Source organism: Coxiella-like endosymbiont, from assembly GCF_030643785.1.
GTDB lineage: Bacteria > Pseudomonadota > Gammaproteobacteria > Coxiellales > Coxiellaceae > Coxiella.
In genome coordinates, this window is record NZ_CP094378.1 from 119,367 (window position 1) to 143,894 (window position 24,528).

Consider the following 24,528-nt stretch of genomic DNA (forward strand, 5'->3'; position numbering starts at 1 on the left):
GATGCTAACCACAAGAGACCATTATGGCAACCTATAGCGCAAATGAGTTCCGTGGCGGATTAAAAGTCATGGTCGATGGAGATCCTTACAGTATCATTGAGAATGAATTCGTTAAACCCGGCAAAGGTCAGGCTTTTAATCGGGTTAAATTCCGTAACTTGAAGACTGGCCAGGTATTGGAACGCACTTTTAAGTCTGGTGAAACTCTGCCCGCTGCCAACGTGGTCGAAGTAGAAATGCAATATTTATACAACGATGGAGAGTTTTGGCATTTCATGGTACCGGAAACTTATGAACAATACGCTGCTTCGTCTGAAATCGTAGGGGATACGAAACAATGGCTCAAAGAAGAAACACTATGCACCATAACTATGTGGAACAGCTCCCCTTTATCAGTTGACCCCCCAATTTCGTGAAATTAAAAATCGTTGAAACAGAACCTGGAGTTCGTGGCGATACAGCCACTGGTGGTACAAAACGTGCGAAACTTGAAAGTGGCGCTGTGGTACGCGTTCCATTGTTTTTAAATGAAGGCGAAGTAATTAAAGTCGATACCCGTCGTGGAGAATATGTTTCCCGGGCGAAATAATCCAAACCTTCGGCATCATTCGACCAAATTAAAAAGGCAAAAAAATAAATCTTTTCCAGCTGATTATTAAATAAAATTAATGTTCGATTTAAACTGGCGACCAACTGCTTCCCTTATAAATCAACGACTCCGCGCAAAATTGTACTTCGATATTCGGCAGTTTTTTGCCAAGCGAGACGTTCTAGAAGTTGAAACTCCACTCTTATCCCAACATACAGTAACTGATATTCATATTGAAAGCTTCCAAACAGCTTATTACAACCATAAAGAAAAACGCCATTATTATCTACAAACCTCTCCGGAATATGCCATGAAGCGGCTTCTCGCCAATGGGAGTGGAGCGATTTATCAAATATGTAAAGCTTTTCGTAATGGTGAGAGGGGCTGTCAACATAATCCTGAGTTTACTTTATTGGAATGGTATAGACCCAATTTTAGTCATCACGATTTAATGAACGAAATGGATGAATTATTGCAATTTACGATCCATACAAAAAAAGCCGTCCGAAAAACTTATTCCGAATTATTCTCAGAACATCTATCAATTAACCCATTTCGAGTTTCATTAAAGGAATTGCAGTCTCTAGCTCGACAATTTTGGCTTGAAAATGTAAATGATTATAATGATCAGGACACTTTATTGCAGTTTCTATTCACTCATGCTCTCGAACCGAAAATTGGATTTGGTCAACCCTTATTTGTTTATGATTTTCCGGCCTCCCAAGCAGCCTTAGCTAAAATCCACCCACAAAACTTAAATGTCGCTTTACGATTCGAATTGTACATTGAGGGGGTAGAATGCGCGAATGGATTTGAAGAATTAACCGATGCTCAAGAACAACGTTACCGTTTTGAACAGGATATTTTAAAACGCCAAAAGAAAGGACTTTTCGAAATTGAGATCGATCACCGCTTTCTTGCCTCGCTAGAAACTGGGTTACCTCCTTGTGCAGGGGTTGCTTTAGGCTTAGATCGATTACTCATGATTAAAACAAAAGCCCAACAAATTAAGGAGGTGATCACCTTCCCAGCGGATATCGCTTAGCAAATGCACTTTTCCACAACACTATTACGGATTTTACCTCGCAGGCAATTCGGGCACTGCCGTCGCCTAATTTTTCAGGATAATCAGAATAATTATCACCATCCACATGAATGATCAAAGAATGATCCATTACTTCTTGAACTTTCAAACGCAAAGCCAAAATCGGCAATTTTGCTGTACCATTTTTTTCAACAGTTAAAAGAACGGAGCCCACCGATGACTCTTGATTCGTTTTTGCAATGCGGTTTAAATTTACGCTTACTGTTTTCGCGTAAGCGACTGCTACAGATCCAGAAAAAGCAAGCATAAGGAGAGAAGTGCTTAATCGCATAGTAATTCCTTGTTTTCCTTATCTATTTAAAAGATTATAACAGCCTTCGATACAAATTCAAACTTTGTCAGCAGTTCTAATTTTGAATTCTTCATTCCTGCTCCTGCAGAAGCGGGAATCCAGGCTAGCATAAGCCATTCTCTCTTCAGGATTCGCATTTTCGTAGGAATGACATATCTCTGTAGAAACCAAAATTAGAATTGCTAAAATTTTGTAAAGCGAATAGGAGTGAGATTAAACTGAGATAAATTATCTAAGCATTCTCTAAGCAAGTAGTGTTCCAATTTTTTCACCAAAAAAAATACGACTATTAGTTTGCCAATGAGACTCCCATTTCACTCCCTTAAAAGGGAATAATAAAATCACAGTAGAACCCATTTTAAAATAACCTAATTCATCCCCTCGCGCTAGATTAATATTGTTTTCTCGATAATCCCATACCGAAATAGCGCGCTGGGTAGGGGGGTTACGGTGCCATACCAAACGGTATTTATGCTACTTACCAAGATAGCACCTACAATCACGACAGACATAAGTCCCGCTCGCGTTTCGAATAAACATACTACTCGCTCATTGCGAGCAAATAGCCTAGGAATGGTTTGAACCGAAAATGGATTAACAGAAAAAAGGCGACCAGGGATATGCACCATCTCTAACAAATGACCATCGATGGGCATGTGAATTCGATGATAATCTTTTGGAGCTAAATACGCCGTAAAATAAGCCCCACCCTGAAAAAGTTTCGCTTGTTCCGTATTGCCACCCAATAAGTCAGTTACTGTATAGCTATGTTTTTTCGCCTGGAGAATGGTTTCACCTTTTAATTGTCCTATTTCGCTAATAATTCCATCTACGGGAGAAGCGACAGCTTTGGAATCAGTCGTTATTAGTCGTAATGTAAGATTCAAATGTCGAGTAAAAAAGGCGTTAAAAGAGCTGTACGATTGGATATCGGTATTTTTTGCTTCTTGCATGTTAACCCCATAGCAACGGATAAATAGCCGAATTATCGCCCGGGTAATTGAACCCCATCGTCGGTCAGCGAGCCAACCCACTATTCTGGATAGAGTGTGTTGGAGCAGATATTTGGGTAATTTACTCATAATAATAATATTTTAAATTTTAGGAATCCTAGTAAATATTATCAGGGACCACATCTTCATTTATGCTAGGATCGAAGGTGAAGAAGAGAGGATAACACAATTGAAAATTTATTTAGTAGGTGGAGCTGTGCGGGATGAATTATTAGGGCTGCCAGTAAAAGAAAAAGATTGGGTCGTGGTAGGCGCTACGCCCGAAGAAATGATTGCTCATGGTTTTAAACCTGTTGGGAAAGAATTCCCCGTGTTTTTACATCCTAAAACTCATGAGGAATACGCACTCGCCCGTACGGAGCGCAAAATAGCCAAAGGATATAAAGGATTTAGCTTCTATGCGGAACCCAATGTAGCTCTCGAAGAGGATTTAAAGCGCCGCGATTTAACTATCAACGCTATAGCTAAATCACCCGAGGGCAAGCTCATTGATCCTTACGGCGGTCAACAAGATCTAAAAAATAAAGTCTTACGTCATGTTTCCCCCGCCTTCCAAGAAGATCCTGTACGGATTTTACGCTTAGCTCGCTTGACGACCAAATTTTCTGAATTTTCTATTCATCCTGAGACATTAGACCTGATGAAAAAAATGACGAGTGCAGGAGAGGTGAATGCATTAGTACCTGAACGTGTTTGGCAAGAGCTAGTAAGTGCACTCACTAACGAAACACCCACTCGATTTTTCACAGTATTAGACGATTGTAGCGCTTTAGCTATTTTATTCCCCACTCTCCATCATCAAGACAAAAACATGAACGCTTTATCTCAAATCGCAAGTAAAACTTTATCCCCTATTCTTCGCTTTACTGCTCTATTCAGCAATCTTTCCTTCGGAGCCATTCAACAACTAACTTTACAATATCGAGTTCCCAATGAATATTCCGATTTAGCGACTATGGTTTCACGATTTAAAGAATTATATAAAGATATCGACCAAATGAATGAAAAAGAGTTGCTGAATTTTATCCTTAAAACCGATGCGTTGCGTAGGAACAAACGTTTTGAACAATTTCTTTTTATTTGTGTCTCGCTTTATCCTAACTCAGCTGACAATGATGACAAAATCCGAAAAACCATTAAAGCTATTAAGTCAATCGACATTAAGCCCTTACAAGAAAGACAATTAAAAGGAGAAGCTTTCGCAAAAGCGGTGGAAACGCTACGACTGGAAGCCATTCGCCCCTTAATTTCATCCGCTCCGAGGGAAAAGAACCTATAATCACAAGGAAAGACGGCCTATTTGATTTCCGCTCGAAAAGCCAAGTAAAGCAGAATTATAATTACGAGTTAAGGCGATTACTTTAAATAATTCTCCCATTTCACTAGGCAATGTTAGTTTCTTAATTTGTTGCGCAATTTGATAATGCTCTACTACATTTTTTGGGGAAGTGGTGAATGAAGTGAGACCACAATTTAACAAAAAACCCGCTTGATGAATAAATCCCGGCACGCTCAATCGATAGCTAGCAGCCGCTTCTGCAACGGCCGTAAAATCGACATGAACGGTAATATCTTGAACGCCGGGTAAAATAAGTGGATCGAAATGACTATAATGTCGGTAATGGGAAGCAATGGTACCTCGGTTACGATTTGGATGATAATATTCATGCCGTGGGAATCCGTAATCAATCAACAAAATTAATCCTTTCTTTAGAACATCAGCCAACGAAGCAATCCAAGGCGTCAATAATAAATTAATTTCTGATTCGTAATCAGTAGGAAAATCAATACCTAAATTTTCAATTTGCTGAGTTAAATCAAGCGACGAAGGATCAGCCATTTTCCATATAAATTCTTCTCTTTCACTATCTACATAAATTTCTTTAATAGCATTAATAGCATTATTTTCAATTTTAAATTTGTGGGCTGGCAAGGCGTCTATCACTTCATTTCCGACAATAATGCCTACAAAATTTGTAGGCAATTGATTTAGCCACCTAACACTGTCAACTAATTCTGGAAGCTCTTTTCGAAGAAAAGTTTTTTGACGGTCTTGTAGATCCACACTGACTTCTAAAATGAAATAACAATTAGGTAAACATCGATTACGCTTAAGTTCTTTTAATATACCGACTGCCATCATTCCAGTTCCTGCACCAAGTTCGAGAATATCACCGCCGTTTAAGTCTTTTAATATTTGATAACATTGGCGCGCTACACATTGAGAAAAAGAGGAGAAATTTCAGGTGCAGTAACGAAATCGCCCGCTGCTCCAAATTTATGCGCGCCAGCGCTATAATAGCCTAGACCTGGAGAATAAAGAGCCAAGTTCATATAACGCGCAAAGGTAATCGGCCCTTGTCGAGCAATTTCTTCTAAAATTTTTAACTTCAAGCGATCGCTATGAAGCTGGGCAACGGGGTCTGGGGGCGGCAACTTTTTGACCAACATGATGTTACTTTAAAGCAAATCGTTGAAATGTCAAAGGAGAGCCTTTCTATAGCGTTATAGAAGTCTTGACTCCTATTGGGTTTAGCAATTTTGAACAACTAACGCCAAGGGTGGACGAGCATCCTCACGGAAAAATAATTGCATGGTTTCCATAAAAAAATATATTTATTAAAAAAAGCGGTTATCTGCTTTAATCAAAAAGAGAAGGAGCTTCTCCGTAAAAAATTATTTAAGATTAATTCTCCTGAGTGCTAAGGTCAATCCTGGCAACAACGCTATTATGCTTTAAGCCAGTTTTTACTTTAGAATATTGATGGTGCATTCAGCATGCAACAGCCTGGCAGAACTATCATCGCTGAATATGAATGGCAACAAAAAGTAAACTAATCATCATATTGACAATTTCCCGTTTTAAATCTTTGTTTCAAACCTTTATTATTATCCGGGGCATCCTTATATTAGGTCCGGGGGGCGTCCTTGCACCAGGCGTCTACTATGGCAACTTTGATTCCTACGGCCATTTAACTGTCTTACAACAAAAGGGTTGGAACATTCGTTTTTCTCGATATTCCACAATTGATTCTATCGACTGACCCCACACTTTAATATTAAATAAAGGACCTTTTACCGTCAGAATCATTTCAAATCTTGGCAATTATAAAATTAAAAAATATACTTTTTTTGATCAATAAAATTGTTTATTTACCTATTTTAACGGCTCTCCTATCCAGGAAATAAAATGCGGGCCTCCTCAAAAAACCTTAGGGATAAACAATCTTCATTTACACAAACTGCTCTTTTCGATCAAATAAAAACTTTCTTTATAGCGAAAAATTCTATTATTATATTATTATTATAAAGTTAAACCTGTGGAAATAAGAAAGATAAATTTTATTTTAGAATAGATGAAACGTGCAATACAAACCTTTACTCGTATGCAGTATGGCTAACGCTAGCCGTCTTAGCTTGGCGTTAGCCGTCATTGATTCTAAATTTTACACCAAAATTATTCCTTATGAAAGAAGAGGATCCTTCATTCAACAAGCACAAGAAAATCAATGGCCTTTAAAATTGCAGCGCCAATTAACTAACTATCAAAAGCCTTATATCCCTTGGAAACAGGACACCGTAAAACTCTATTATAATTATAAAATCAGCAACTATTACTCTAGGCTATACCAAATCAGGCTATACCAAATCATATCTGATAAAATCTGCGAATTAGAAAGAAGTTTAGATACTAATAAGAATTTCTTTATCTTAAGATGCTGGCTGTGGGAACCCCTGGCAATTTTCTTAAATTAAATGTTCCATATGCGGATAAATTTAAATTTATAGGTATCTTATAGGTATCGACTTTAATGAGAAAAATATAAAAACCTGAACTATCAAAGGGATTGTATTTTTTCTCAAGGAGATATGCAAGATATTAACACATTCTTAAACAAAGCCGAAAGTGAAAGCAAAAAAAATGTTGTCTTTTCCGGAACTTTGACTGAATATGTCATAAAGAATGCTTTTGAAGCACTTGATATTTTACAAAAGACCGCCCTGGCAGATTATATTTTCACTGACGGCCAGCAACATCTCTACATCCCACTCATATGGCCAAAAGCTTTAGATATAAAATCAGAGAAGAAAACGAACCACTCGCAATCGAATCGAAATGGCTATCGTAATCTCGAAGAATCGTAATCTCGAAGATTTTATTAACAATAACGAAGATCTTTCAAACAGATGTCAGACAGATGTCAAGATACAAACCCAAAGGACGGAAATTCTCAGGGTGAGAGCTATAAGCTTAGAAGATAAAAATAAGAAGGCGCAAAGCGAAAAAAATCATTTCGAAAAACCTGGCTCAGGAAAAAAAGAAATCGAGAGATAAGTCCTGGGAGGTTACGTAATCTGTTTGGGCTATTCCCTTTAAATGAAAGGAATCTTACGCAAGAACAGGTGGAAGAGAATAGTACTTATATACTATGCATAATAATTTTGTCGGTTAAATTTTCAGCCACACAGACTCCAACTGCGGTGATTTTAGAACAACCAGCATCAAGGAAGAGTGAGAGTGATCAGGAACTTACGAAGTAGAAAAATCACCAACATTAGAGGCTTGTCCGTAATCCATACAAGTTTGACAGAGCTACTAAAACTGCTAATATGGCTGCTCATTTATCCATTTTTGATCTGATTAATGGGGTGTCGCCAAGCGGTAAGGCACTGGGTTTTGATCCCAGCATTCCCAGGTTCGAATCCTGGCACCCCAGTCATGATTTTTTATTTATAAAGGAAATTAGGTGTCTAATCTTCGCGATATTCGCATTTTCCACGGCAGCGCTAACCCCGAGCTTGCTGTTAACGTAGCGAGAGAACTAAATACCACTATTGGAAACGTGTTAGTTACCTGCTTTAGTGATGGTGAGATTCGTATTGAAATACAAGAAAATGTTCGGGGACGAGATATCTATCTTATTCATTCGACAGGCCATCCAGTCAATGAAAATGTAATGGAATTAATTTTGATGGGGGATGCTTTTCGTCGAGCATCCGCTGCGAGCATTACCGCCGTTGTGCCTTATTTCGGCTACGCACGCCAAGATCGCCGGGTGCGCTCTTCACGAGTCCCTATTAGCGCGAAAGTGATCGCTGATATGATGCAAAATGTAGGATTTTCCCGATTGATCACTGTCGATCTTCACGCAGATCAAATCCAAGGTTTCTTTTATATGCCAGTAGATAATATTTATGCCAGTATCACTGCGTTAGAAGAATATCGCTTACTCGAAAAATTAGAAAATCCTATGATTGTTTCTCCTGATGTCGGTGGTGTAGTTCGTGCTCGCGCTATTGCTAAACGACTAAACGATTCAGATTTGGCTATTATCGACAAACGTCGTCCTGGATCTAATCAAGCTGAAGTCATGAATGTCATTGGCAATGTAGACGGGCGTCATTGTGTTATTGTAGATGATATCGTCGATACAGCTGGAACGCTATGCCATGCTACTCAAGCCTTAAAAGAAAAGGGCGCCGTAACAGTATCGTCCTATTGTACCCATCCAGTTTTGTCAGGAAATTCCATTGAAAATATCACAGAATCTGCAATTGACGAACTAATCGTCACCGATACTATCCCTTTACGAAAAGAAGCCGTAGATTGTACCAAAATAAAACAAATCTCGTTGAGCCGCCTTATTGCCGAAACAATTTTACGCATTAACCAAAAAGAGTCCGTTAGCTCGATGTTTTTAGATTAAAAGAACACCAATATTTTAGCCAAGCGATACTGTAACAATTAATTATGTTATTTTTGGGTTTTTTCTTAATAGCTTTTAATAAGAAAAAACCCAAAAATAACATAACCGCATAGCATAATAGCCTCGCACAAAGGCATATCTAAAGCCAACCAATACCGTATTCGCAATTTCTCCTAAATGAAAATTATACTTTTTCGCTTTTTGGGGATTAAAAAGAACTATGCATATTTGATCCATTTGAGAAGTGGTCAAAATAAGATTTTTTGAGTTAAGAAATTTGCCAAATAGCTTAATGCAACTTTTTGAAAAATCACAACGGCAATAGCTAAACATATTGAACCCGCTAAATTAAAAAATGTGTAAACACTGCCGAATAGCCACACCGACTCTATTCTTTAGATACGGACATACTGACGGCTACTCCTGACACCATGTTGTAAATAGCCCACACGCAATTCCAACAAAAATGCAAGGTAAAATAATGTAGATCACCGAAACTGAAAGATTCATAATTAAATACAATAAAACCTCAATTATTCCAGAAAAAAATCCTACAAAAATACTTCCAAAAGTACCAATTTTTTTAATTATTTTGTTCAGAAATATTGAAAAAAATCGACTATCCTGTATAAAAACTAACCATCCCGTATTAAGCGTGGAAACATCGCGTACCTTATATAAATAAGGGATTAAAAAATAAAGTAATCTCGCTTAATGCTCCGCCAGCTGCGCAAATCATTATCACTATGAAAAATAAAGGTTTTTCAAATAACCAAACATCACTCAATGGCTGTTTACCATTACTTCCAAAACAATAAATAGCAATAAACCTACACTGCCTACATTAAAATGGCCATACGTCTCACTGGATGTCCAGTCTTGCTCCGCTCCACTGAGAACTCCTAAGAAATACTACCCACGCTGATTACTAATAAAATCAATCTAATGAATGAAGTTATGATTCCCCCTCTGGGCCCAATAAGGGACTAATCCGCCAACCGAATAATATCCCCACAGTTCCTAAGAGCACTAACGCTTTTGGGATTTTATTTTAAAAAAACAAAAAAATATGAATTAATAAAGTGCTCATCAAAGGAAAAATGATCGCTGCACCTATGGCCTAAAAAAAGCGAGAAGCAATTAACATTTGGAGTGATAAAGAAAACCAGCCACAAAAGTACATCCTAAAAAATCTTTCGATGACCGAATATATCTCCTAGATTTCCATCAGCCACCATCGAAACAGGCAAGTACTAGGAAATAAATGTTCATCATCCATTGAAGTTGAATGACCGTAGCGTTAAGTTCTCGTTGTATGGTGGGAAGTGATGAGTGCTCTATATTGATAATGGTAAAATGGAGCCAGGCGACGAAAGATAAAACATAATCCCCTGTAAAGACACGTCATTTATATTCCATCAAGCTACTTCCTATAGTCGTGTGAGGCAAATCTTTATCCAAGCACTAAACTATAACTGGGTTACTTACGGCTAGCAAGTTTTGTTCAAAACCCCAGGTCAACCCCCAGACCAGCCCAAGATCTTTTGGAAAACCGCCGAAGTTTCAATCTACGGGGTTTCTTTTTGGATTAAACCTCAGTAAAATGCCTGATTCGCGAATAGGAGGGTAAGATATGGCCATTGAAAGTTTTGAATTCTTAGCTGAATTACGTGAAGATACTGGTAAAAAAGCGGCACGGCGAATGCGCCGATTTGATGACAAAGTACTGGGTACTGTGTACGGGGCAGGGAAGGCTCCTCAATCTATCTCTTTGTGGCAAAAAGATGTACTGAAAGCCTTCGAGAATGAGGCCACTTTTTCTTCGATTTTGACACTCAAAATTGGTGATAAGAAACAAAAAGTAATCCTTAAAGATATGCAGCGTCACCACACTAAGCCAAAAATTCTTCATATTGATTTTCAACGCATTAAAGCATCTAAAAAACTAACTATGCACGTTCCCTTACATTTCATTGGTGAGGAAAAATGTCCTGGGGTTGAAGCCAGCGGCATCATTTCCCATCTCCAAACTGATGTGGAGATTCGATGCCTTCCTGCCGATTTACCGGAATATATCGAAATGGATATCTCTAAACTGGGCTTGGATGAATCGCTCCATTTGTCCGATCTCAAGCTGCCTTCCGGTGTTGAATTGGCTACTGCTATCGATGAAGAAAATGATTTACCTATCGTGAGTGTTCATTTGCCACGAGTGAGCAAAGCAGATATTGAGGATGAAGCCGCTGAAGCTAGTCTAGCTGCTGCGAAAGCTGTGGAAGAATCTACCAATTGGCGGGATCTAAAGAAATAACTGCTGGTGGTGAATCTGAAGAAGCGAGCCCTAAAGAAAAGGAATAATCACCATTGGTGAACAGGATTAAACTCATTATCGGTCTCGGAAATCCAGGTGACGAATATGCAAGGACCCGACATAATGTGGGAGCTTGGTTCGTTGAAGCCCTAACAAACCAAAAACAGCAATCTTTACATAAAGAAAATAAATTTCATGGATTTATTGGTAAATGGAACCATTGTTGGTTATTTAAATCTTCTACTTACATGAATGAAAGTGGTTTAGCGCTAGCTGCTGTGACTCAATTTTATAAATTGGTCCCACAAGAAATCTTAGTGGCCCATGATGAATTGGATTTTCCAGCGGGAGATATTCGCTTAAAAGAAAACGGAGGGCACGGAGGGCACAATGGATTGCGAAATATCATTCACCATTTAGGAACTCCTCATTTTTATCGCTTGCGGATTGGTATCGGTCATCTAGGACATAAAGATCGGGGTATTCCTTATGTACTAAGTCCTCCTTCAAAAAATGATCGAAGTGCCATTCTTACAGCGATTGAAAAAGGATTATCTATTGTTGAGGAATTGATAATCGGCGAGTTTCAAAAAGCAATGCGCGATTTACATAGTTAATATAATTTCTTCTGTTTTTGGCTATAAGGTGAGAAAAGAAAAAAATGGGCTTTAAATGCGGCATTGTTGGATTGCCTAACGTCGGAAAATCAACATTATTTAACGCATTAACTAAGGCAGGCATCGAAGCGTCCAATTATCCTTTTTGTACTATTGAACCTAACGTAGGAGTCGTTCACGTCCCTGACAGGCGTCTTGAAAAAATTGCTCAAATTGTTAACCCTAAACAAATGATTCCAACTACCGTTAATTTTGTCGACATCGCTGGTCTTGTTGCTGGCGCTTCTAAAGGCAAAGGGCTAGGAAATCAATTCCTGGCTAATATTCGTGAAACTCAAGAGATTGCTCACGTTGTCCGCTGCTTTGAAGATGAAAACGTCACACATGTTTCTGGAATCATTAATCCCGTTTCCGATATTGAGGTGATAAATACAGAATTAGCGTTAGCCGACATGGAAACGGTCGATAAAATTTTCATTAAGTTGGCCAAAGAAGCCAAAAGTGGAGATAAAAAAGCTCGCGATACCCAACTCTTGTTCGAAAAATTTAAAAATTGGTTGAACGAAGGGAATCCTTTACGAACTCTCAATTTAACGGAAGAAGAAGAATCACTACTCCGTCCTTATCAGCTTTTAACTTCGAAGCCTGTGCTATATGTCGCGAATGTGGCCGAAGAAGGTTTCGTTAATAATCCTTTTCTAGATCAAGTCTTCGAATATGCTGAAAAAGAAAATGCGAAATTGGTTCCCGTTTGCGCGGCTATTGAATCAGAAATCGTAGAACTTGCTCCTTCGGAACAAATAGAATTTTTACAAAGCCTTAATCTCGAAGAACTGGGATTAAACCGCCTCATTCAAGCAGGTTATGACTTGTTGGGTTTAATTACCTTCTTCACCGCTGGTGTTAAAGAAGTCCGGGCATGGACCTGTCCAAATGGCGCTAAAGCACCGCAAGCTGCTGGTGTAATACACACTGATTTTGAGAAGCATTTTATCCGCGCCGAAGTCATTGGCTATGACGATTACATTCACTTTAAGGGGGAACAGGGGGCTAAAGACTCAGGTAAATGGCGTCTCGAAGGCAGGGATTATATCATCCAGGATGGTGATATAATATACTTCCGGAGGGGTTAGTGGTAGTGGCTTGACATAATTTATACAAATCACCAGAATGCAATTTTTTTCTCGCAAATTTTCTATGGCTATGTAGCTCAGTTGGTCAGAGCACAGCATTCATAATGCTGGGGTCGGTGGTTCAAGCCCACCCATAGCCATTTTCTAGTGCGTCTAGCTTGCACCAGCAGAGGTAAAAGTGCATGGGGAGCTCAATTTTATCGCAACATATCGCGTAACAATGGGTACTAACCCATGTTTTAGAAAGGGTTACGCCTTCCTTCGGTATAGCAATTGTTCTCCGGGCTTTGCATCATATTATTATGTACGTGCCAACAGGATTTCACGTTGTCGTTATAATCAATTTTAAAAGACATTTTAAAAGACAATCGAATCTCCTTGATCATATCCGTTACTGAGAAAGGTAATATCCGTGCAGGCCTCACTTGCTAAAAGAGGACTACTTACCACCAAATCTAAGCCCATTCTAATTAGAGAGAATGCCAATTTTTTCATAGTCTTGCTCTAAAAAATTAGATACGTTAATTCTAAACGCTAAGTCAGTCGGCCGGGGTGGTCTTGCTGGAGCACTTACCATTTTTTTAAAAAACATGTTCTGCAATAGAGGCTCTTTTTAAAGAAAATTAGACCTCACAGTCTAACTTAATTTTAATATTAAACTAACTTTAAGCTATAAAGGAGAACCTAATGTCTTTTTTTCGCCCGCCGTTGCAATTGCGCAAAACCAGTTCATACAAGGATGAATTATGGAAATTATTTTAAAGTTTTATTAGCTACGGATTTTTCATCAAATTTTAGAAAAGTCCTGTAGCTTTTAAAGCAACTTTTCCAATTGATCTTACCTTAATCCATGTGATTCCCTCTTTTTGGAAGGACTGGTTTGCTTCTAGAGTCTACCAGGAAGAAGCGATACAACAGTTGCAATCATGGCAACTTGAGCTTATTAATAAAAAAGATCCGCAAAAATTATATGTCGATTACAGGGCAATCCTCCTGATTTAATTCTTCAAACTGTAAAAAATCTATTAACGCTGACTTAATTATCCTAGGCGGCAAATCAGACTCCTCCTGGGCGTTATAAAACGAGCACGACTATGGTTCTCCTGTTTCTACGAAAATGCTACATTTCACTCTTGATCTCTGTCGTCGTTTTTCCGATTCACTTTCTATAGTTTCTACACTACCTACCTTACAGTCAATTCAACCCGTTTGGGATGGAAGTTGCTGAAATCCAAGCACAAGAAGAAAAATTTAAAGAAGAACAACAAGTCCACAAACTAAATCAGTTTCTAATCAACTTTGATTTCAGTGGAGCTAGCATAAAAAAACAATTTCTTTTTGGAATTCTAGCGAATGTCATTCTCGATATAGCTGAAGACTTTAATTATGACTTAATTGTTATGGGCGATACAGGCCATAAACAAATATCCGAGAAGATAAAAAAATGGGTCTAGCATTTTAACGCTGGGCGCTAGCTAGTATTAGCTTGGGTGCCTTACTTCTCAAACTAATCATTTTCTTAATTTTCTATCATGGAAATATCTATCAAATCACTCAGCCGGATTCACAAGGTTATTTAGCTCCTACCAAGGTACCTCTTACACAGGGAATTATGGGTTTATGTTTGAAAGAACCCAATGGTATCCCACTTTCTTGTCTGGAATTTTCACTTTATTTAGACAAAATCTTTCTGCCATCATCATTGTTCAAATTATATTAAGCAGTTTGTTAATCATTGAAGGCTATTTTACATCGCTCGCAGCTTATTTTTGCCGTCGGCCGCTCTGTTTTCAGCTCTTTTGATTACGCTCAATTTTCTTTTCTTAGTTACATCGTCATGATTTTATCTAATTTGCCATTCGCCATCCTTATTAGTCTTGTATTTTTAATTGGCACTTATTTGTTTTCCAATTACCCCCCCGACCTTACTTGCTTTCTTTTCTCTTAGGGCTTAGTTTAGCCATCTCTACACTAGTTCGTCCGATTAGTTATTACCTCATCTTCCCTTTGTTCATAGGGACATCTTATTATTTCCTAAAACGAGATTTTTCTTAGAAAAAATAATAGTTATACTAATATTGCTTTCTTTACCTACTATCCTGTTGGTAGTATGATGGCAAATTAGAAACAAATTACTATTCAATACGTGTGCTTACATCAATATTACTGCTAGAAATATGAAAAATATTATCCAAAAACAACAACACTTAACAGACCAGTAAGTTAATGATCTTCTGACTACTAAATTAAAAAGGCAGGGATCACCTTCGACTTCTCAAGAAGGTCATTTTATGAACCATATCGCCATTTCATTTCTACTAAAACATCCCACAGCTTTAACCGAACAAATAATTTCTGGTTTTTCGCGACTCATATTGAACTCAGATAATTCATGGATCCAATTCTTTAATCCGTATATCGATTATACTGTATTTAGTTAGCAGCACCATTAAATTACTTGAATTCAGATTTAAATTTTTAAATTATTTAAAAATCATTTGGCATGATTACATGATGTTGCTGATAACTTCATTTCCTATCCAAATTTTTCTAGTTATGCTTTATTTCTTTGTGATAGATGAAATTATCTTTCTGGATAAAACAGATATGAATAAAAATAATTTCTTTCATCTTTTTTATTAGGATACATCTTGTATTTTATTTGTGTCTCTTCTAGCGCTATTTTTTACGCCAAATTTCACGTACCTTTTGAATTATTAATTATAATTTACGCGAGCTATAGGCTTAGCTGTTTGTTTCTCTGGGTGAGAGAAAAATAGGACCGCCATCAATCTCTTTCGGATCTTTCCGTTTAAATTCTCTCCATACAGTAACGCATCTAGAAGCCACATAAAAATCAATAATCAAATGGAAAAGTAAGCGAAAACGAGCATAAGAAGCTGCATTCGAACAGACGGCAATTAAATACAATGCACTTCCAATAAGAAAAAGATGTGTAAAATTCTAATCTTTAGTTTAGGTCGTAATATAATAAACGTGATTGCACCCGTTAAATAGAGAAATAGATTAATGAATCGTCAATCTGACTTTATAGAAAAAAATAAAGAAGTTACGAGAATTCTGTAAAAATTGATTTATCCACGATGAATTTTGCCCTTTAATAAAAGGGGCTATATTTTCAAGTATTTTCAAGTAAGCATTGAGATATTCAGGTCGACTGAAAGTCGACCATAATCAGATTAGATTCTATCATTAATTTAATAAATCCCTTACTATTTATTTCATTTCTAATCCATAATGCGCCAAAATAATCTTGATATTATTTTTAAGATAATAATTTTTTTGGTATTATAAGTTTTGAAATACAGTTCATAGTTTTTAGGGAAAAAGCTTTGGCGACTATAGGACTCGTTATATTGCTGTATTGAAATATACTCATCGTTATTTTATTCCTAATTTGCCACCCACCAACTAGAATCATGCTTAGTAAAATTAACCCCCTCCAATGTAATTATTTCTATTCTTTTTCGAAGTAATTTAATATAAAATGAATAACAGATTAGACGAATTAAAATCAGGAAAATAAGAAAATAATTAATGGGACGTATAAGAGTCGAAATGGACATACATAAATCCATCAAAATTTCGTATCTGTACTTAGTGTAGTTTTCTGTTAAAAGCAAAACGCCAAATAAAAATAAAAGTCCAATCATCACTGCATAAAGAAAATCTGTTATGATAAAATAAGAATTAAAAAAAGATAATCTATTGCCAGAAAATTCCAGAAAATCAGCTGCAACGAGCTAAATTTGATCATCGAATAAAGGGTAAGATATTTTATAAGCGCAAACGATCGGAATAGCACTTAAAAGAAGCTGAGTAATAACGATTGCTAAAAAATGATAGCCAAAAAAAATAAAATAAAATTTCCAGAAAAGTGAGATAGCCTTAAGTTCTCTCAAACATTCTATCATAGGTTTCTTTCATAAGAAGTGATTCTTCAAAAGATAAAAATAAGTAATTTAACTGTAATTCTAGCCAAAACTATTACTAGCAAAATCTATAATTGGTATTTGAAAGCTGCCGTTTTTAACATTTATTTACTCTGATATATCTTTCCTGGAATGGAAAATCTATACAGTCATTCCAAACTTTCACTTTCGCAGGAAATATAATTTAATATCATCTTTTAATTACTAATCAATGAAAATCATGTGCCATAGCTTCAAGATAACTAGAGAGACTATCTTTTTCAAATAAATAAGTTCAAAAATTCATATTTTTTTTAATAAACCTTTGATATAATTGGGATAAAAATAATCTCTTTTTTGAATTTTTTCCTTATTTAATTTCAATTTAACCAGTTGATCGAACTAAGGGGATATTAAAAAAATTCTTATTGGAAAATAAAAATTTTTTTAGGTCTATTAACTACAGCTTTTTGTAATAATCGTTGTACTAAGCAACGCTGAATTATCTTGTCCTTAAACCAATTTTATTTTCACTTTGGACGAATTTTAAATCCTAATTCAATTAAATTGTGATCTAAAAAAGGCAATTTACTTCCAATGAGTGGGCCATCGTATTTTTATTTTGTCGAATTATAGCCTAGTCTTGTAATCATTTATCCCATTGTAACTTTAATAAACGATCTAAGAACTTTTCTGATCTATCTCTTACGGAAGATACCGATTGCTCAATCGCATAATTTTTGTAGGAATCTAAATAAAGTTAGCGTCGATTATCTAGGAACTATAAAGTTTTTAAAGAAACATATATAATTTTTCAAGAAATTAATGAAATGTTGTTTTCCTTCATTACCCAATGCAGCTGGAAAATTAAAAAAATATTTAAAATCTAGGAGGGGACATTAGCCAAAAAAGAAATCAATATTTTATCATGAAAGAAGGCTAGAATTATTTTAAAATACTATTCCAATAAGATTTTTACCTTATGAAACTGGTATCCGATAAAAATTTTATTAGATCCCTCATCACTAATAACAACCTTCACGTCACAACTTGATAATTTAGCCAACTTATAAAAAGCAATAATTAAAGCATCGCCGACAGGACAATCCATTTGATAAATCACCTGGGATAACAAATTAATATCTTCCGAACCACAATGTATTTCTTGATGATTTGTTTCTAATAATCACTCGGTTTCCCATGCTTGGTGAGTTTCATCGATGAGTGAATTAAATCCGATAGAATAAGTATTAATTTTTGAATTTTATTCATACATCAATTTGAATAATAAGTTAGAATCGATTCATCCACTAAGATAAGGACCTACTGGAACATCGATGCGCATGACTCATTTAACAGATTGACGAAGTTGATCCTCGAGCTTCTTATAAGCTAATTTTGGCAATAAATAATCACTTTTTTGGCCAGAGCAATATCCCAATATTGCTTAATTGATATTTCATTCTGATTATTTAAAATTAAATAGTGTACTATCGGAAATATACGAATCTTTCTGAACATAGTGCGCAGTTCAGGCACATACCGCAATGCTAAATAGGAATCAATCGCTTCCGCTTCCACATTAGGCTCCAACGAAACAAAATCAGCAGATAAAATTTCTTTAATTTCGGAAGTAAAAACAAATTGATTGTTATAATGGAAGTAATAGAGAGGCTTTTGTCGATTTCAATCATACTCTATAAATAACTCTCTTTTAGAAATATCATAGAGCGCAAAATCGAACAACATACCATCAAAATGATCAAGACAATAATATTCCCATTGTTTATACTTATGAACGATTACCTCCGTGTCAGAATATATTTGAAATTCATCTCCTAATTTTTTAGGTTCTTCTCTTAATTCGATAAAATTATAGATTTCTCCATTATAACAAACTGCTATTCTTTTCATTGCAAATAGGTTGTTCACCACCTTCTATATCAATAATGATTAAACGGTGCATTCCCATTTAAAATCGTTCATGCGTAAAAAGCCTTCATCATCCGATCCACGATGGAAAATAATCTCACCTATCCTGTTCAATAGAAAAAGATTTTCAAATCCATAAAAACCAAATATCCAGCATATCGGCTTCGACTTCGCTCAATAACATTATCTGCTGCGGTTCCACAACCCATACGCATGGCAGTGTGCATATTAGGATAAGTGAAAACGCCCTGACGGCCACTGGATTGTAAGTTATCAATCGATTGAATATAGTTTTTAACTGTTTCTAGATACTGCTCAAAACCTAAGGTGAAAATAGGATACCCATTTTCTGTTGCGAGAAATATGGAGTTCGACAATTTCTTTTTTTACAAATATTTTCTACCGCTAAATCAGAAAAAAGTCGTTTCTTAATGAATTTTTCACTTTTCCATTTAGCATTACCATATTCACAAGTCATTTCCAAAATTAAAATTGTATAATTACTGGGGGTTACAATTAAACCAGTGTTTTTAGGCTCTCCCACGCGATGAAAAATACGATCACCATAATAAACATAGAGAGAATCTAAAATTTTTTTGCTAATAATCTGTAAACTACAATTGTCTTGTGACGCCATTAATCGGCAGTCTCCATCACTTCCTCAGGACAACTCGATTGCATTGCTAAAATCAAAGAATTGATTGGGATAGTTGATATGCATTTATCGCAAAATATTTTATGTTTTCGATCTTTATCCTTATAAATTACGATTTTTACTCTCTGATATTCCACAATAACATGTTTAACTTCCGCATTTTAAATTATCGTTTTCACCCAAGGCCGTAATTGTTTTTGCTAAACGTCGCAGCATGCCTAAGCACCCGTGGGAGAATCATGAAGCGTTTCCTTAGCTGAAGCACTTTCTATTGTTTTAATATTTTGTTTTATGAAAAGTTTTTCTAAACTCTTTTTTTTATTATGTCAATCGCTGTAAGTTTAGGAATTTTAGTAGTAATAAATGTAGCCGATAAATTTCGAGGATGTAATTCCCAATAACGATGAGTAAAATCTTCGAAAAAGAATTCATAGAGCGGCTTGCCGTAAAATTAGATCAAGGCTTTTGTAAGGCTTGTTCTACATTTCTTGGTGGTCGTGGTGAGATATGATTTTATTGGGCACCAAATAATTTACTCACTTGCCTACACAATTTAGAAAAAGAATGCCTTTAATCATATCTTGAAGTTGAAGCGGGTAAAAATAAGACCCCTACCCGCCCATCGGATTTTAGTATTGAGTTCAACTTCAATGCGCTCATCGTCCATATTTTTTTAATATCGTAGAAAATTTCTTGATCGAAGGCGTGGAGCATGTGCACCACCACCCATATCATACCAATTTTCACCATATTGGAAGCTGGTTGTAAGTCCTCCTGGACACTCACTTTTTGTCGATGACCGTTACTTTAAACCCCTGGCGAGTGAGAATTCTCGCCACATACAGACATAAGGGCCTCCACCGAGGATAGCAATATGTTTCGAATTCACTAAGCAGTTTCTACATTACAGCTGTTTTCAACAAGCTTTCTTAAGCTTAGTATAGAGTAAGCAGCTCATTGTCCGGTAATTCAATATCCGACCACATCGAATTATTTCATCCTAAGTAAGTTTATGCTTGATTCGAGTTTTAGGTACTTCTTTTTCTGTATCCAATAATCGGATTAGAAGCAAATTCTCATTATCAGCCTCCTCTGCAATCAGAATTCAATCTCTTCGATCATCCGCATTAAGACCACCGTGTTGATCACCTGCATCGCTGGTCACAATGACTCCCTGCTTGCGCGCTTGATGCTGAAAATAGGGTCTCGAGCACAAGAAGTTCCACGTCCACCTCAGAATTCATTAATACCACATGCGCTTTACATTCGATCGCTTTTAAACAGTAGCGAGCAAATGAGCTGGGCTAATGGAATTACTGGATTCCACGAGAACATCAAGGGAAATAGTGAAATCCTCTAAAGCTTCTAAAGGGTCATCAAAAAGGCGCCTCTTTTTTTCCATAAACACTTTGGGCTTTTTCTGCTTCATTAATACCTGCAATAAAGGCAAGTTCCATACCAGGGGTTCTACCAATCTGCCAATCGATTCCTAATCCCATAGCACCTACCCCAATAAGGCTAACTCAAATCGATTGCCCTTTATTTTCTCGCCTTTTTAATTCGCTAGGCATTTTTTAAGTTCTTCTATCTATTTTTATAATCTAAACAGTCGTCCATTATAACATTCTTTTTAAAATGCAAGTCAAAAAGTTACCTCACTAAGACTAGTGGAATTCTCCCAAGCTACAAAAAGCAACTCAAAAGTTGTTAGAGAGAAATGTTTCCGATATGATTTTGCTCATGAAAGGGATGATATTGGCTGTGGCGGGACAGGCTCATGACTATATTCACTCACTGAAGTGGTGAATAAGCATTTATTGCCGGTTTATGATAAGCCTATGATCTACTGTCCTCTATCCGTTTTAATGTTAGCGGGGGTATCCGTGACATTCTAGTTATCTCAACTTCCGAAAGTTTTACCCCGAATTCAAAGTTTATTGAAAGACAGCTCCCAATGTGGAATTTATTCATCCTATGTCGCTGGATCCGGCCACGCGGCTTAGCAGATGCATTTACGATCGTAATTTTATTAATAACAACAAAGTATGTTTGATTCTTGAGGAAAATATTTTTTATATGTCACAACTCGTATCTAAGTTGCGTGATATGATAAAGCAATGACAAGGCGTAACTGTTTTTGGTTATTACGTGAACAATCCTTCGGATTATGGGGTTGTCAAATTTGATAAAGAAGGTCGGGGGGTTGTAATTTCTATAGAAGAAAAACCTCAAAATCCAAAATCGAATTATGCTGCAACCAGGTTATATTTTTATGACAATCAAGTGATCGATTTTGTTAAGCAACTTAAACCTTCTGGCAGTTTGGTTAGATACTGGTACACACATTCGCTAACAAAAGCCGGTTAATTTGTGAAAATTATCAAAGAGTGACAAGGATTTTAGCTGAAACTATACCAAAAAGCAGCTACAGCGATTATTTAGTCAAATGTGTACAAAAATTGTAATATAATATCTACCGGCCTCGTGAAAAAATAATATGGAATGCTTATCCACAATTGCAAGACGCTAAGTTAATTAAACCCATGAACACAGATTTTTTAAAATCCTTTCACCAGAAAAAATTCGACGACGTATTGTTGAATGGCAAACCACTTAATTTTATCCAAGACAATCATACCAAATCAGCTCAGAATATTTTACGAGGACTTCATTATCACCTATGTATTATCTGCAAGGAAAATTAGTTAGGGTTACGGTAGGGATTGTTTATGATGTCATTATAGATTTACGCCAAAACTCTCCTATTTTTGGTAAGCGGTAAGGCTTTCATCTTTCCCCACAAAATAAGTATTTGTTATGGGTACTTCCTGGTTTCGCACATGGATTTTATATCTTATGTGACGATACGGAAGTTATGTATAAATACACAGAATACTACCATCTTGAAGATGAACATACCATTATTTGGAATGACCCTGATTTATCAATTGATTGGCCGTTATTAAGGAATTTGCTTCCATTGTTATCGACTGAAGATAGCAACGGCGTGAAACTTAAAGAAGCTAAAATTTTTTCATGAGAAATTAATGCGCAAAATTTTAATTACTAGCGGTGTGGGATTTATTAGCTTCAATTTTGTTCATTATTGAAGAGAACACCGTCCCAACGACGCCCTTATCATTTTAAACAAATTCACCTATGCAAGTAATTTAGTGAATTTAGCGGATTCCGCTACAGAGTCTTTCTCAGCATAACTCTCTTTCTCTTTCTTCGCGTTTCGCTTTTATTAAAGGAGAGATCAACGATATCCACCTATTAAATGAAATTTTTTACAACGTAAAATTGAAACTATTTTTAATTTTTCTACCGAATCTCATGTTGATCGATCCATCACAAGTTCGAATGTCTTTATAGAAACTAAGATAATAGGTACACATTCCTTATTAACTGTCGCTAAAGATAGTAGCTAGAGGAATGGAATCTTTCTGCTCATCGTTTTAATCATATTTCAACAGACGAAGTTTTTGGAACCTTAAAAAATGAAGAACTTCCTTTTACTCAAAATAATCGTTTTCTAAGGCAGCTGCCGATCATGTCGTTAGAGCATTTAATGTGACTTATAAATTAAAAACGACTATCAGCAATAGTTCAAACAATTACGGTCCTTATCAATACATCGAAAAATTGATTCCTTTAAGCTTAGTAAATATCTTACAGGGCAAAGTGATTCCCATTTATGGTGATGGTCAACAAATCTGAGATTGGTTGCACGTCATTGATAATCATTATCGTGAGATCGAAACAATTTTAAATCAAGGTAAAATAGGAGAGTATTATAATATTAGTATTATAATATTAGTAGTTATGATGGCAAGCTTACAAATTTACATTTACTTTGACAATTTTTCGAAATCGTGGACGAATTATTTAAAACCACTCTCCATTATGTCGACCTATTTCCAAAAGCCCCCGATCAGGGAAAATTTTCAAAAACCTTACTTAAACATGTCCTTACTCAAACATGTCACCACGGATCGACCGAAACATGATCGGCGTTACGCAATTGATTCCACAAAAATTCGAAATAAGCTCGGATTTAAATTCACAATTCCACTTAAAATCGGTTTAAGCAAAACAATAAAATGGTTTCTAGAAAATCCGAAATGGTGGAGATCTTTAATTTCTCAAAAGAAACAGCATTCCATTGCTGCTTAGCTGGGGATGGAGTGTTCAATCCTGATTTTCGCTTTCTCATCACCGATGAGAAAACTAACTATTTCAATAGTCAAATAGCTAATATTCATTCAGCAGGAACGGCTGATATTTCCGAAGAAGTAGAAGTTTACGTTAGCTTAAAGGCAAAATATTTCGAAAATCCAAAATTGATAAAGGCTATGATAAAAGTGGTAATAAAAAGTGCACCGATAGGGTGGGAATGCAAGACTTCTTAGTGACAAACAAAATAGTAAAGAAAATTAATTGTGTAAACAGCCGGTTATTGAATAAATCAAGACATATCGAAATCATTTTCGCACACGTCGACGATCTTGAGAAGGGAAGGTGAACCATCGACTTAGAAGCCAGGTTGCTGTGAAAGCAATTATGTAAGAGACAATCTTCGCCGCAATTAATCCAATTTTATGTTGCAATAAGTAAAGAAATAAAACATCAATAATTAATCTAATAACACCTATAGTTAGAAATCTTATTAAAGAATACTGGTAAAAATATAATAGAAGCTTTTTAATCATTTAAATAAAATATACTCAAAAAAACATAGGGCTCATTTCCATTTCGAGAAATAAGCCCTGCTCGCTTTAATTTTTACATGGATCGATTGTTAGCAATCTCGATATTTAAAGCGTCTTTAAAAAATATTTATTGAATTGAGAGGGTAATAAAGGAATCAATTGATACAGCCGCTTAAGATAATGATACTGTAGGGGAGGTTTGTAAATTTGCGCAATAATTCCAATTTCGTCGGAAGCATAAGCACGAGCTGGGTCTAACGATTTGGGAGCTTCCGCAATAGCAGCATAACGTACGTTTGCGCCGTTGCTCCTCCATAGGGATTATTCCACACAGAAGCCTTAGAATTTCCTACAAAAATCCCAATGCCAAGAGCAACTATGAAAATCACTGCTTTATTCCGTCTATCCAAACCATTCTTCTCCTAAGCACCTCCCAAGATCTGGGCCATTGTGAAGGTAATTCCATAATAATAAACGAAGAGTTGCTTTGAAAGGAGCCTCTCTCACGAGATTTCGCTAAGGTGATCAG

Annotated in this window: 24 protein-coding genes, 2 tRNA genes and 5 pseudogenes; 20 read left to right on the plus strand and 11 right to left on the minus strand. The window is 36.3% G+C overall.

Going from position 1 to position 24,528, the window contains the following annotated elements; genetic code table 11:
- The first annotated feature begins 23 nt into the window (after positions 1 to 23).
- Both efp and epmA read left to right on the plus strand, forming a co-directional pair.
- A pseudogene (efp, locus tag MRH55_RS00590) lies at positions 24 to 589 on the plus strand (elongation factor P).
- A 79-nt stretch (positions 590 to 668) separates the two neighbouring features.
- Positions 669 to 1,634: an elongation factor P--(R)-beta-lysine ligase gene (gene epmA, locus MRH55_RS00595; protein ID WP_304985602.1), complete on the plus strand. Its 966-nt coding sequence runs from the start codon at positions 669 to 671 to the stop codon at positions 1,632 to 1,634.
- Here epmA and MRH55_RS00600 read toward each other — a convergent pair.
- Entirely contained in the window at positions 1,609 to 1,965 is a 357-nt protein-coding gene (locus MRH55_RS00600) for a superoxide dismutase family protein (RefSeq protein WP_304985603.1), read from the minus strand. The genes epmA and MRH55_RS00600 overlap by 26 nt on opposite strands.
- A 264-nt stretch (positions 1,966 to 2,229) precedes the next feature.
- Positions 2,230 to 3,068: pseudogene (gene asd, locus MRH55_RS00605) on the minus strand (archaetidylserine decarboxylase).
- Between the two features lie 91 nt (positions 3,069 to 3,159).
- On the opposite strand from asd, the gene MRH55_RS00610 reads away from it, so the two are divergent.
- Positions 3,160 to 4,278 carry a tRNA nucleotidyltransferase/poly(A) polymerase-related protein gene (locus tag MRH55_RS00610; protein WP_369421583.1) on the plus strand — a complete coding sequence of 373 codons (1,119 nt, stop codon included), beginning with the start codon at positions 3,160 to 3,162 and terminating at the stop codon, positions 4,276 to 4,278.
- Here the strand turns inward: MRH55_RS00610 and MRH55_RS00615 are convergent, their stop codons facing one another.
- Both MRH55_RS00615 and MRH55_RS00620 read right to left on the minus strand, forming a co-directional pair.
- Positions 4,279 to 5,196, minus strand: coding sequence for a class I SAM-dependent methyltransferase (locus tag MRH55_RS00615; protein WP_369421585.1), 918 nt, complete (start codon positions 5,194 to 5,196; stop codon positions 4,279 to 4,281). It lies immediately after the preceding gene.
- A gap of 17 nt (positions 5,197 to 5,213) precedes the next feature.
- Positions 5,214 to 5,450, minus strand: coding sequence for a hypothetical protein (locus tag MRH55_RS00620; RefSeq protein ID WP_304985605.1), 237 nt, complete (start codon positions 5,448 to 5,450; stop codon positions 5,214 to 5,216).
- 258 nt (positions 5,451 to 5,708) lie between these two features.
- Between MRH55_RS00620 and MRH55_RS07955 the strand changes: the two are divergent.
- From MRH55_RS07955 to MRH55_RS00665, 10 genes and pseudogenes are all read left to right on the plus strand, one after another.
- Positions 5,709 to 5,828: pseudogene (locus MRH55_RS07955) on the plus strand (lipoprotein insertase outer membrane protein LolB); the annotation flags it as partial.
- 564 nt (positions 5,829 to 6,392) lie between these two features.
- A complete protein-coding gene (locus tag MRH55_RS00625) occupies positions 6,393 to 6,755 on the plus strand; it encodes a hypothetical protein (RefSeq protein ID WP_304985606.1) in 363 nt (120 codons plus the stop codon).
- 114 nt (positions 6,756 to 6,869) lie between these two features.
- Positions 6,870 to 7,145 (plus strand): hypothetical protein, encoded by a 276-nt coding sequence (locus MRH55_RS00630; protein ID WP_304985607.1) that lies wholly within the window; start codon positions 6,870 to 6,872, stop codon positions 7,143 to 7,145.
- A gap of 500 nt (positions 7,146 to 7,645) precedes the next feature.
- Positions 7,646 to 7,717: transfer RNA gene (locus MRH55_RS00635), tRNA-Gln, on the plus strand.
- Between the two features lie 30 nt (positions 7,718 to 7,747).
- Positions 7,748 to 8,707 carry a ribose-phosphate pyrophosphokinase gene (locus tag MRH55_RS00640; RefSeq protein ID WP_304985608.1) on the plus strand — a complete coding sequence of 320 codons (960 nt, stop codon included), beginning with the start codon at positions 7,748 to 7,750 and terminating at the stop codon, positions 8,705 to 8,707.
- A 1,633-nt stretch (positions 8,708 to 10,340) separates the two neighbouring features.
- Positions 10,341 to 11,065, plus strand: a pseudogene (locus MRH55_RS00645) (50S ribosomal protein L25/general stress protein Ctc).
- A 9-nt stretch (positions 11,066 to 11,074) separates the two neighbouring features.
- Positions 11,075 to 11,635, plus strand: coding sequence for an aminoacyl-tRNA hydrolase (pth, locus tag MRH55_RS00650; protein ID WP_439647880.1), 561 nt, complete (start codon positions 11,075 to 11,077; stop codon positions 11,633 to 11,635).
- A 44-nt stretch (positions 11,636 to 11,679) separates the two neighbouring features.
- Positions 11,680 to 12,768, plus strand: a complete 1,089-nt coding sequence (gene ychF, locus MRH55_RS00655) for a redox-regulated ATPase YchF (RefSeq protein ID WP_304985610.1) — start codon at positions 11,680 to 11,682, stop codon at positions 12,766 to 12,768.
- A gap of 66 nt (positions 12,769 to 12,834) precedes the next feature.
- A tRNA-Met gene (locus MRH55_RS00660) sits at positions 12,835 to 12,908 on the plus strand.
- A 1,074-nt stretch (positions 12,909 to 13,982) separates the two neighbouring features.
- Positions 13,983 to 14,222 (plus strand): universal stress protein, encoded by a 240-nt coding sequence (locus tag MRH55_RS00665; RefSeq protein WP_304985611.1) that lies wholly within the window; start codon positions 13,983 to 13,985, stop codon positions 14,220 to 14,222.
- A 3,436-nt stretch (positions 14,223 to 17,658) separates the two neighbouring features.
- Here the strand turns inward: MRH55_RS00665 and MRH55_RS00670 are convergent.
- The 5 genes from MRH55_RS00670 to MRH55_RS00680 all read right to left on the minus strand — a co-directional run bounded on the left by MRH55_RS00670 (position 17,659) and on the right by MRH55_RS00680 (position 20,786).
- Complete coding sequence (locus MRH55_RS00670; protein ID WP_304985612.1) at positions 17,659 to 17,835, minus strand: asparagine synthase-related protein; 177 nt, start codon at positions 17,833 to 17,835, stop codon at positions 17,659 to 17,661.
- A gap of 257 nt (positions 17,836 to 18,092) precedes the next feature.
- The gene (locus MRH55_RS08135) at positions 18,093 to 18,326 is read right to left on the minus strand and encodes a hypothetical protein (protein ID WP_500784524.1); all 234 of its coding nucleotides are present in this window, start codon (positions 18,324 to 18,326) and stop codon (positions 18,093 to 18,095) included.
- 60 nt (positions 18,327 to 18,386) lie between these two features.
- On the minus strand, positions 18,387 to 18,614 hold the full coding sequence (locus MRH55_RS07460; protein ID WP_369421587.1) for a class II glutamine amidotransferase domain-containing protein: 228 nt from the start codon (positions 18,612 to 18,614) through the stop codon (positions 18,387 to 18,389).
- A 340-nt stretch (positions 18,615 to 18,954) separates the two neighbouring features.
- Positions 18,955 to 19,269 carry a hypothetical protein gene (locus tag MRH55_RS00675; protein WP_304985613.1) on the minus strand — a complete coding sequence of 105 codons (315 nt, stop codon included), beginning with the start codon at positions 19,267 to 19,269 and terminating at the stop codon, positions 18,955 to 18,957.
- Positions 19,270 to 20,663: 1,394 nt separating this feature from the next.
- Entirely contained in the window at positions 20,664 to 20,786 is a 123-nt protein-coding gene (locus tag MRH55_RS00680) for a hypothetical protein (RefSeq protein ID WP_304985614.1), read from the minus strand.
- 303 nt (positions 20,787 to 21,089) lie between these two features.
- Here MRH55_RS00680 and MRH55_RS07465 point away from each other — a divergent pair, with 303 nt between their 5' ends.
- The 7 genes and pseudogenes from MRH55_RS07465 (at position 21,090) to MRH55_RS00700 (ending at position 23,699) form a co-directional block, all read left to right on the plus strand.
- Positions 21,090 to 21,182: a hypothetical protein gene (locus MRH55_RS07465; RefSeq protein ID WP_369421246.1), complete on the plus strand. Its 93-nt coding sequence runs from the start codon at positions 21,090 to 21,092 to the stop codon at positions 21,180 to 21,182.
- Between the two features lie 253 nt (positions 21,183 to 21,435).
- Positions 21,436 to 21,654, plus strand: coding sequence for a sugar phosphate nucleotidyltransferase (locus MRH55_RS00685; protein ID WP_304985615.1), 219 nt, complete (start codon positions 21,436 to 21,438; stop codon positions 21,652 to 21,654).
- Between the two features lie 176 nt (positions 21,655 to 21,830).
- Positions 21,831 to 21,992, plus strand: a complete 162-nt coding sequence (locus tag MRH55_RS07470) for a dTDP-4-dehydrorhamnose 3,5-epimerase family protein (RefSeq protein WP_369421248.1) — start codon at positions 21,831 to 21,833, stop codon at positions 21,990 to 21,992.
- Positions 21,968 to 22,327, plus strand: a pseudogene (gene rfbC / locus MRH55_RS00690) (dTDP-4-dehydrorhamnose 3,5-epimerase). The gene MRH55_RS07470 and the pseudogene rfbC overlap by 25 nt, the downstream one beginning before the upstream one ends.
- Positions 22,328 to 22,637: 310 nt before the next feature.
- On the plus strand, positions 22,638 to 22,718 hold the full coding sequence (locus MRH55_RS07475; RefSeq protein ID WP_369421589.1) for a hypothetical protein: 81 nt from the start codon (positions 22,638 to 22,640) through the stop codon (positions 22,716 to 22,718).
- A gap of 142 nt (positions 22,719 to 22,860) precedes the next feature.
- Positions 22,861 to 23,007: an NAD-dependent epimerase/dehydratase family protein gene (locus MRH55_RS00695; RefSeq protein WP_304985616.1), complete on the plus strand. Its 147-nt coding sequence runs from the start codon at positions 22,861 to 22,863 to the stop codon at positions 23,005 to 23,007.
- Positions 23,008 to 23,411: 404 nt separating this feature from the next.
- Positions 23,412 to 23,699 carry a hypothetical protein gene (locus MRH55_RS00700; RefSeq protein ID WP_304985617.1) on the plus strand — a complete coding sequence of 96 codons (288 nt, stop codon included), beginning with the start codon at positions 23,412 to 23,414 and terminating at the stop codon, positions 23,697 to 23,699.
- Between the two features lie 72 nt (positions 23,700 to 23,771).
- Here the strand turns inward: MRH55_RS00700 and MRH55_RS00705 are convergent, their stop codons facing one another.
- Positions 23,772 to 23,897 carry a GtrA domain-containing protein gene (locus tag MRH55_RS00705; RefSeq protein WP_304985618.1) on the minus strand — a complete coding sequence of 42 codons (126 nt, stop codon included), beginning with the start codon at positions 23,895 to 23,897 and terminating at the stop codon, positions 23,772 to 23,774.
- A gap of 356 nt (positions 23,898 to 24,253) precedes the next feature.
- On the minus strand, positions 24,254 to 24,409 hold the full coding sequence (locus MRH55_RS00710) for a hypothetical protein (protein WP_304985619.1): 156 nt from the start codon (positions 24,407 to 24,409) through the stop codon (positions 24,254 to 24,256).
- Positions 24,410 to 24,528 lie beyond the last annotated feature (119 nt).

Coding starts and splice junctions, on each gene's coding strand:
- MRH55_RS00680 (WP_304985614.1), bottom strand. CDS start 20,786: ATGGGATTAGGAATCGATTGGCAGATTGGTAGAACCCCTGGTATGGAA.
- MRH55_RS00600 (WP_304985603.1), bottom strand. CDS start 1,965: ATGCGATTAAGCACTTCTCTCCTTATGCTTGCTTTTTCTGGATCTGTA.
- MRH55_RS00625 (WP_304985606.1), top strand. CDS start 6,393: ATGGCTAACGCTAGCCGTCTTAGCTTGGCGTTAGCCGTCATTGATTCT.
- MRH55_RS00630 (WP_304985607.1), top strand. CDS start 6,870: ATGCAAGATATTAACACATTCTTAAACAAAGCCGAAAGTGAAAGCAAA.
- epmA (WP_304985602.1), top strand. CDS start 669: ATGTTCGATTTAAACTGGCGACCAACTGCTTCCCTTATAAATCAACGA.
- MRH55_RS07470 (WP_369421248.1), top strand. CDS start 21,831: ATGAACACAGATTTTTTAAAATCCTTTCACCAGAAAAAATTCGACGAC.
- MRH55_RS00620 (WP_304985605.1), bottom strand. CDS start 5,450: ATGTTGGTCAAAAAGTTGCCGCCCCCAGACCCCGTTGCCCAGCTTCAT.
- ychF (WP_304985610.1), top strand. CDS start 11,680: ATGGGCTTTAAATGCGGCATTGTTGGATTGCCTAACGTCGGAAAATCA.
- MRH55_RS07460 (WP_369421587.1), bottom strand. CDS start 18,614: ATGAAAAGAATAGCAGTTTGTTATAATGGAGAAATCTATAATTTTATC.
- MRH55_RS00675 (WP_304985613.1), bottom strand. CDS start 19,269: ATGGCGTCACAAGACAATTGTAGTTTACAGATTATTAGCAAAAAAATT.
- MRH55_RS00700 (WP_304985617.1), top strand. CDS start 23,412: ATGGTGGAGATCTTTAATTTCTCAAAAGAAACAGCATTCCATTGCTGC.
- MRH55_RS00665 (WP_304985611.1), top strand. CDS start 13,983: ATGGAAGTTGCTGAAATCCAAGCACAAGAAGAAAAATTTAAAGAAGAA.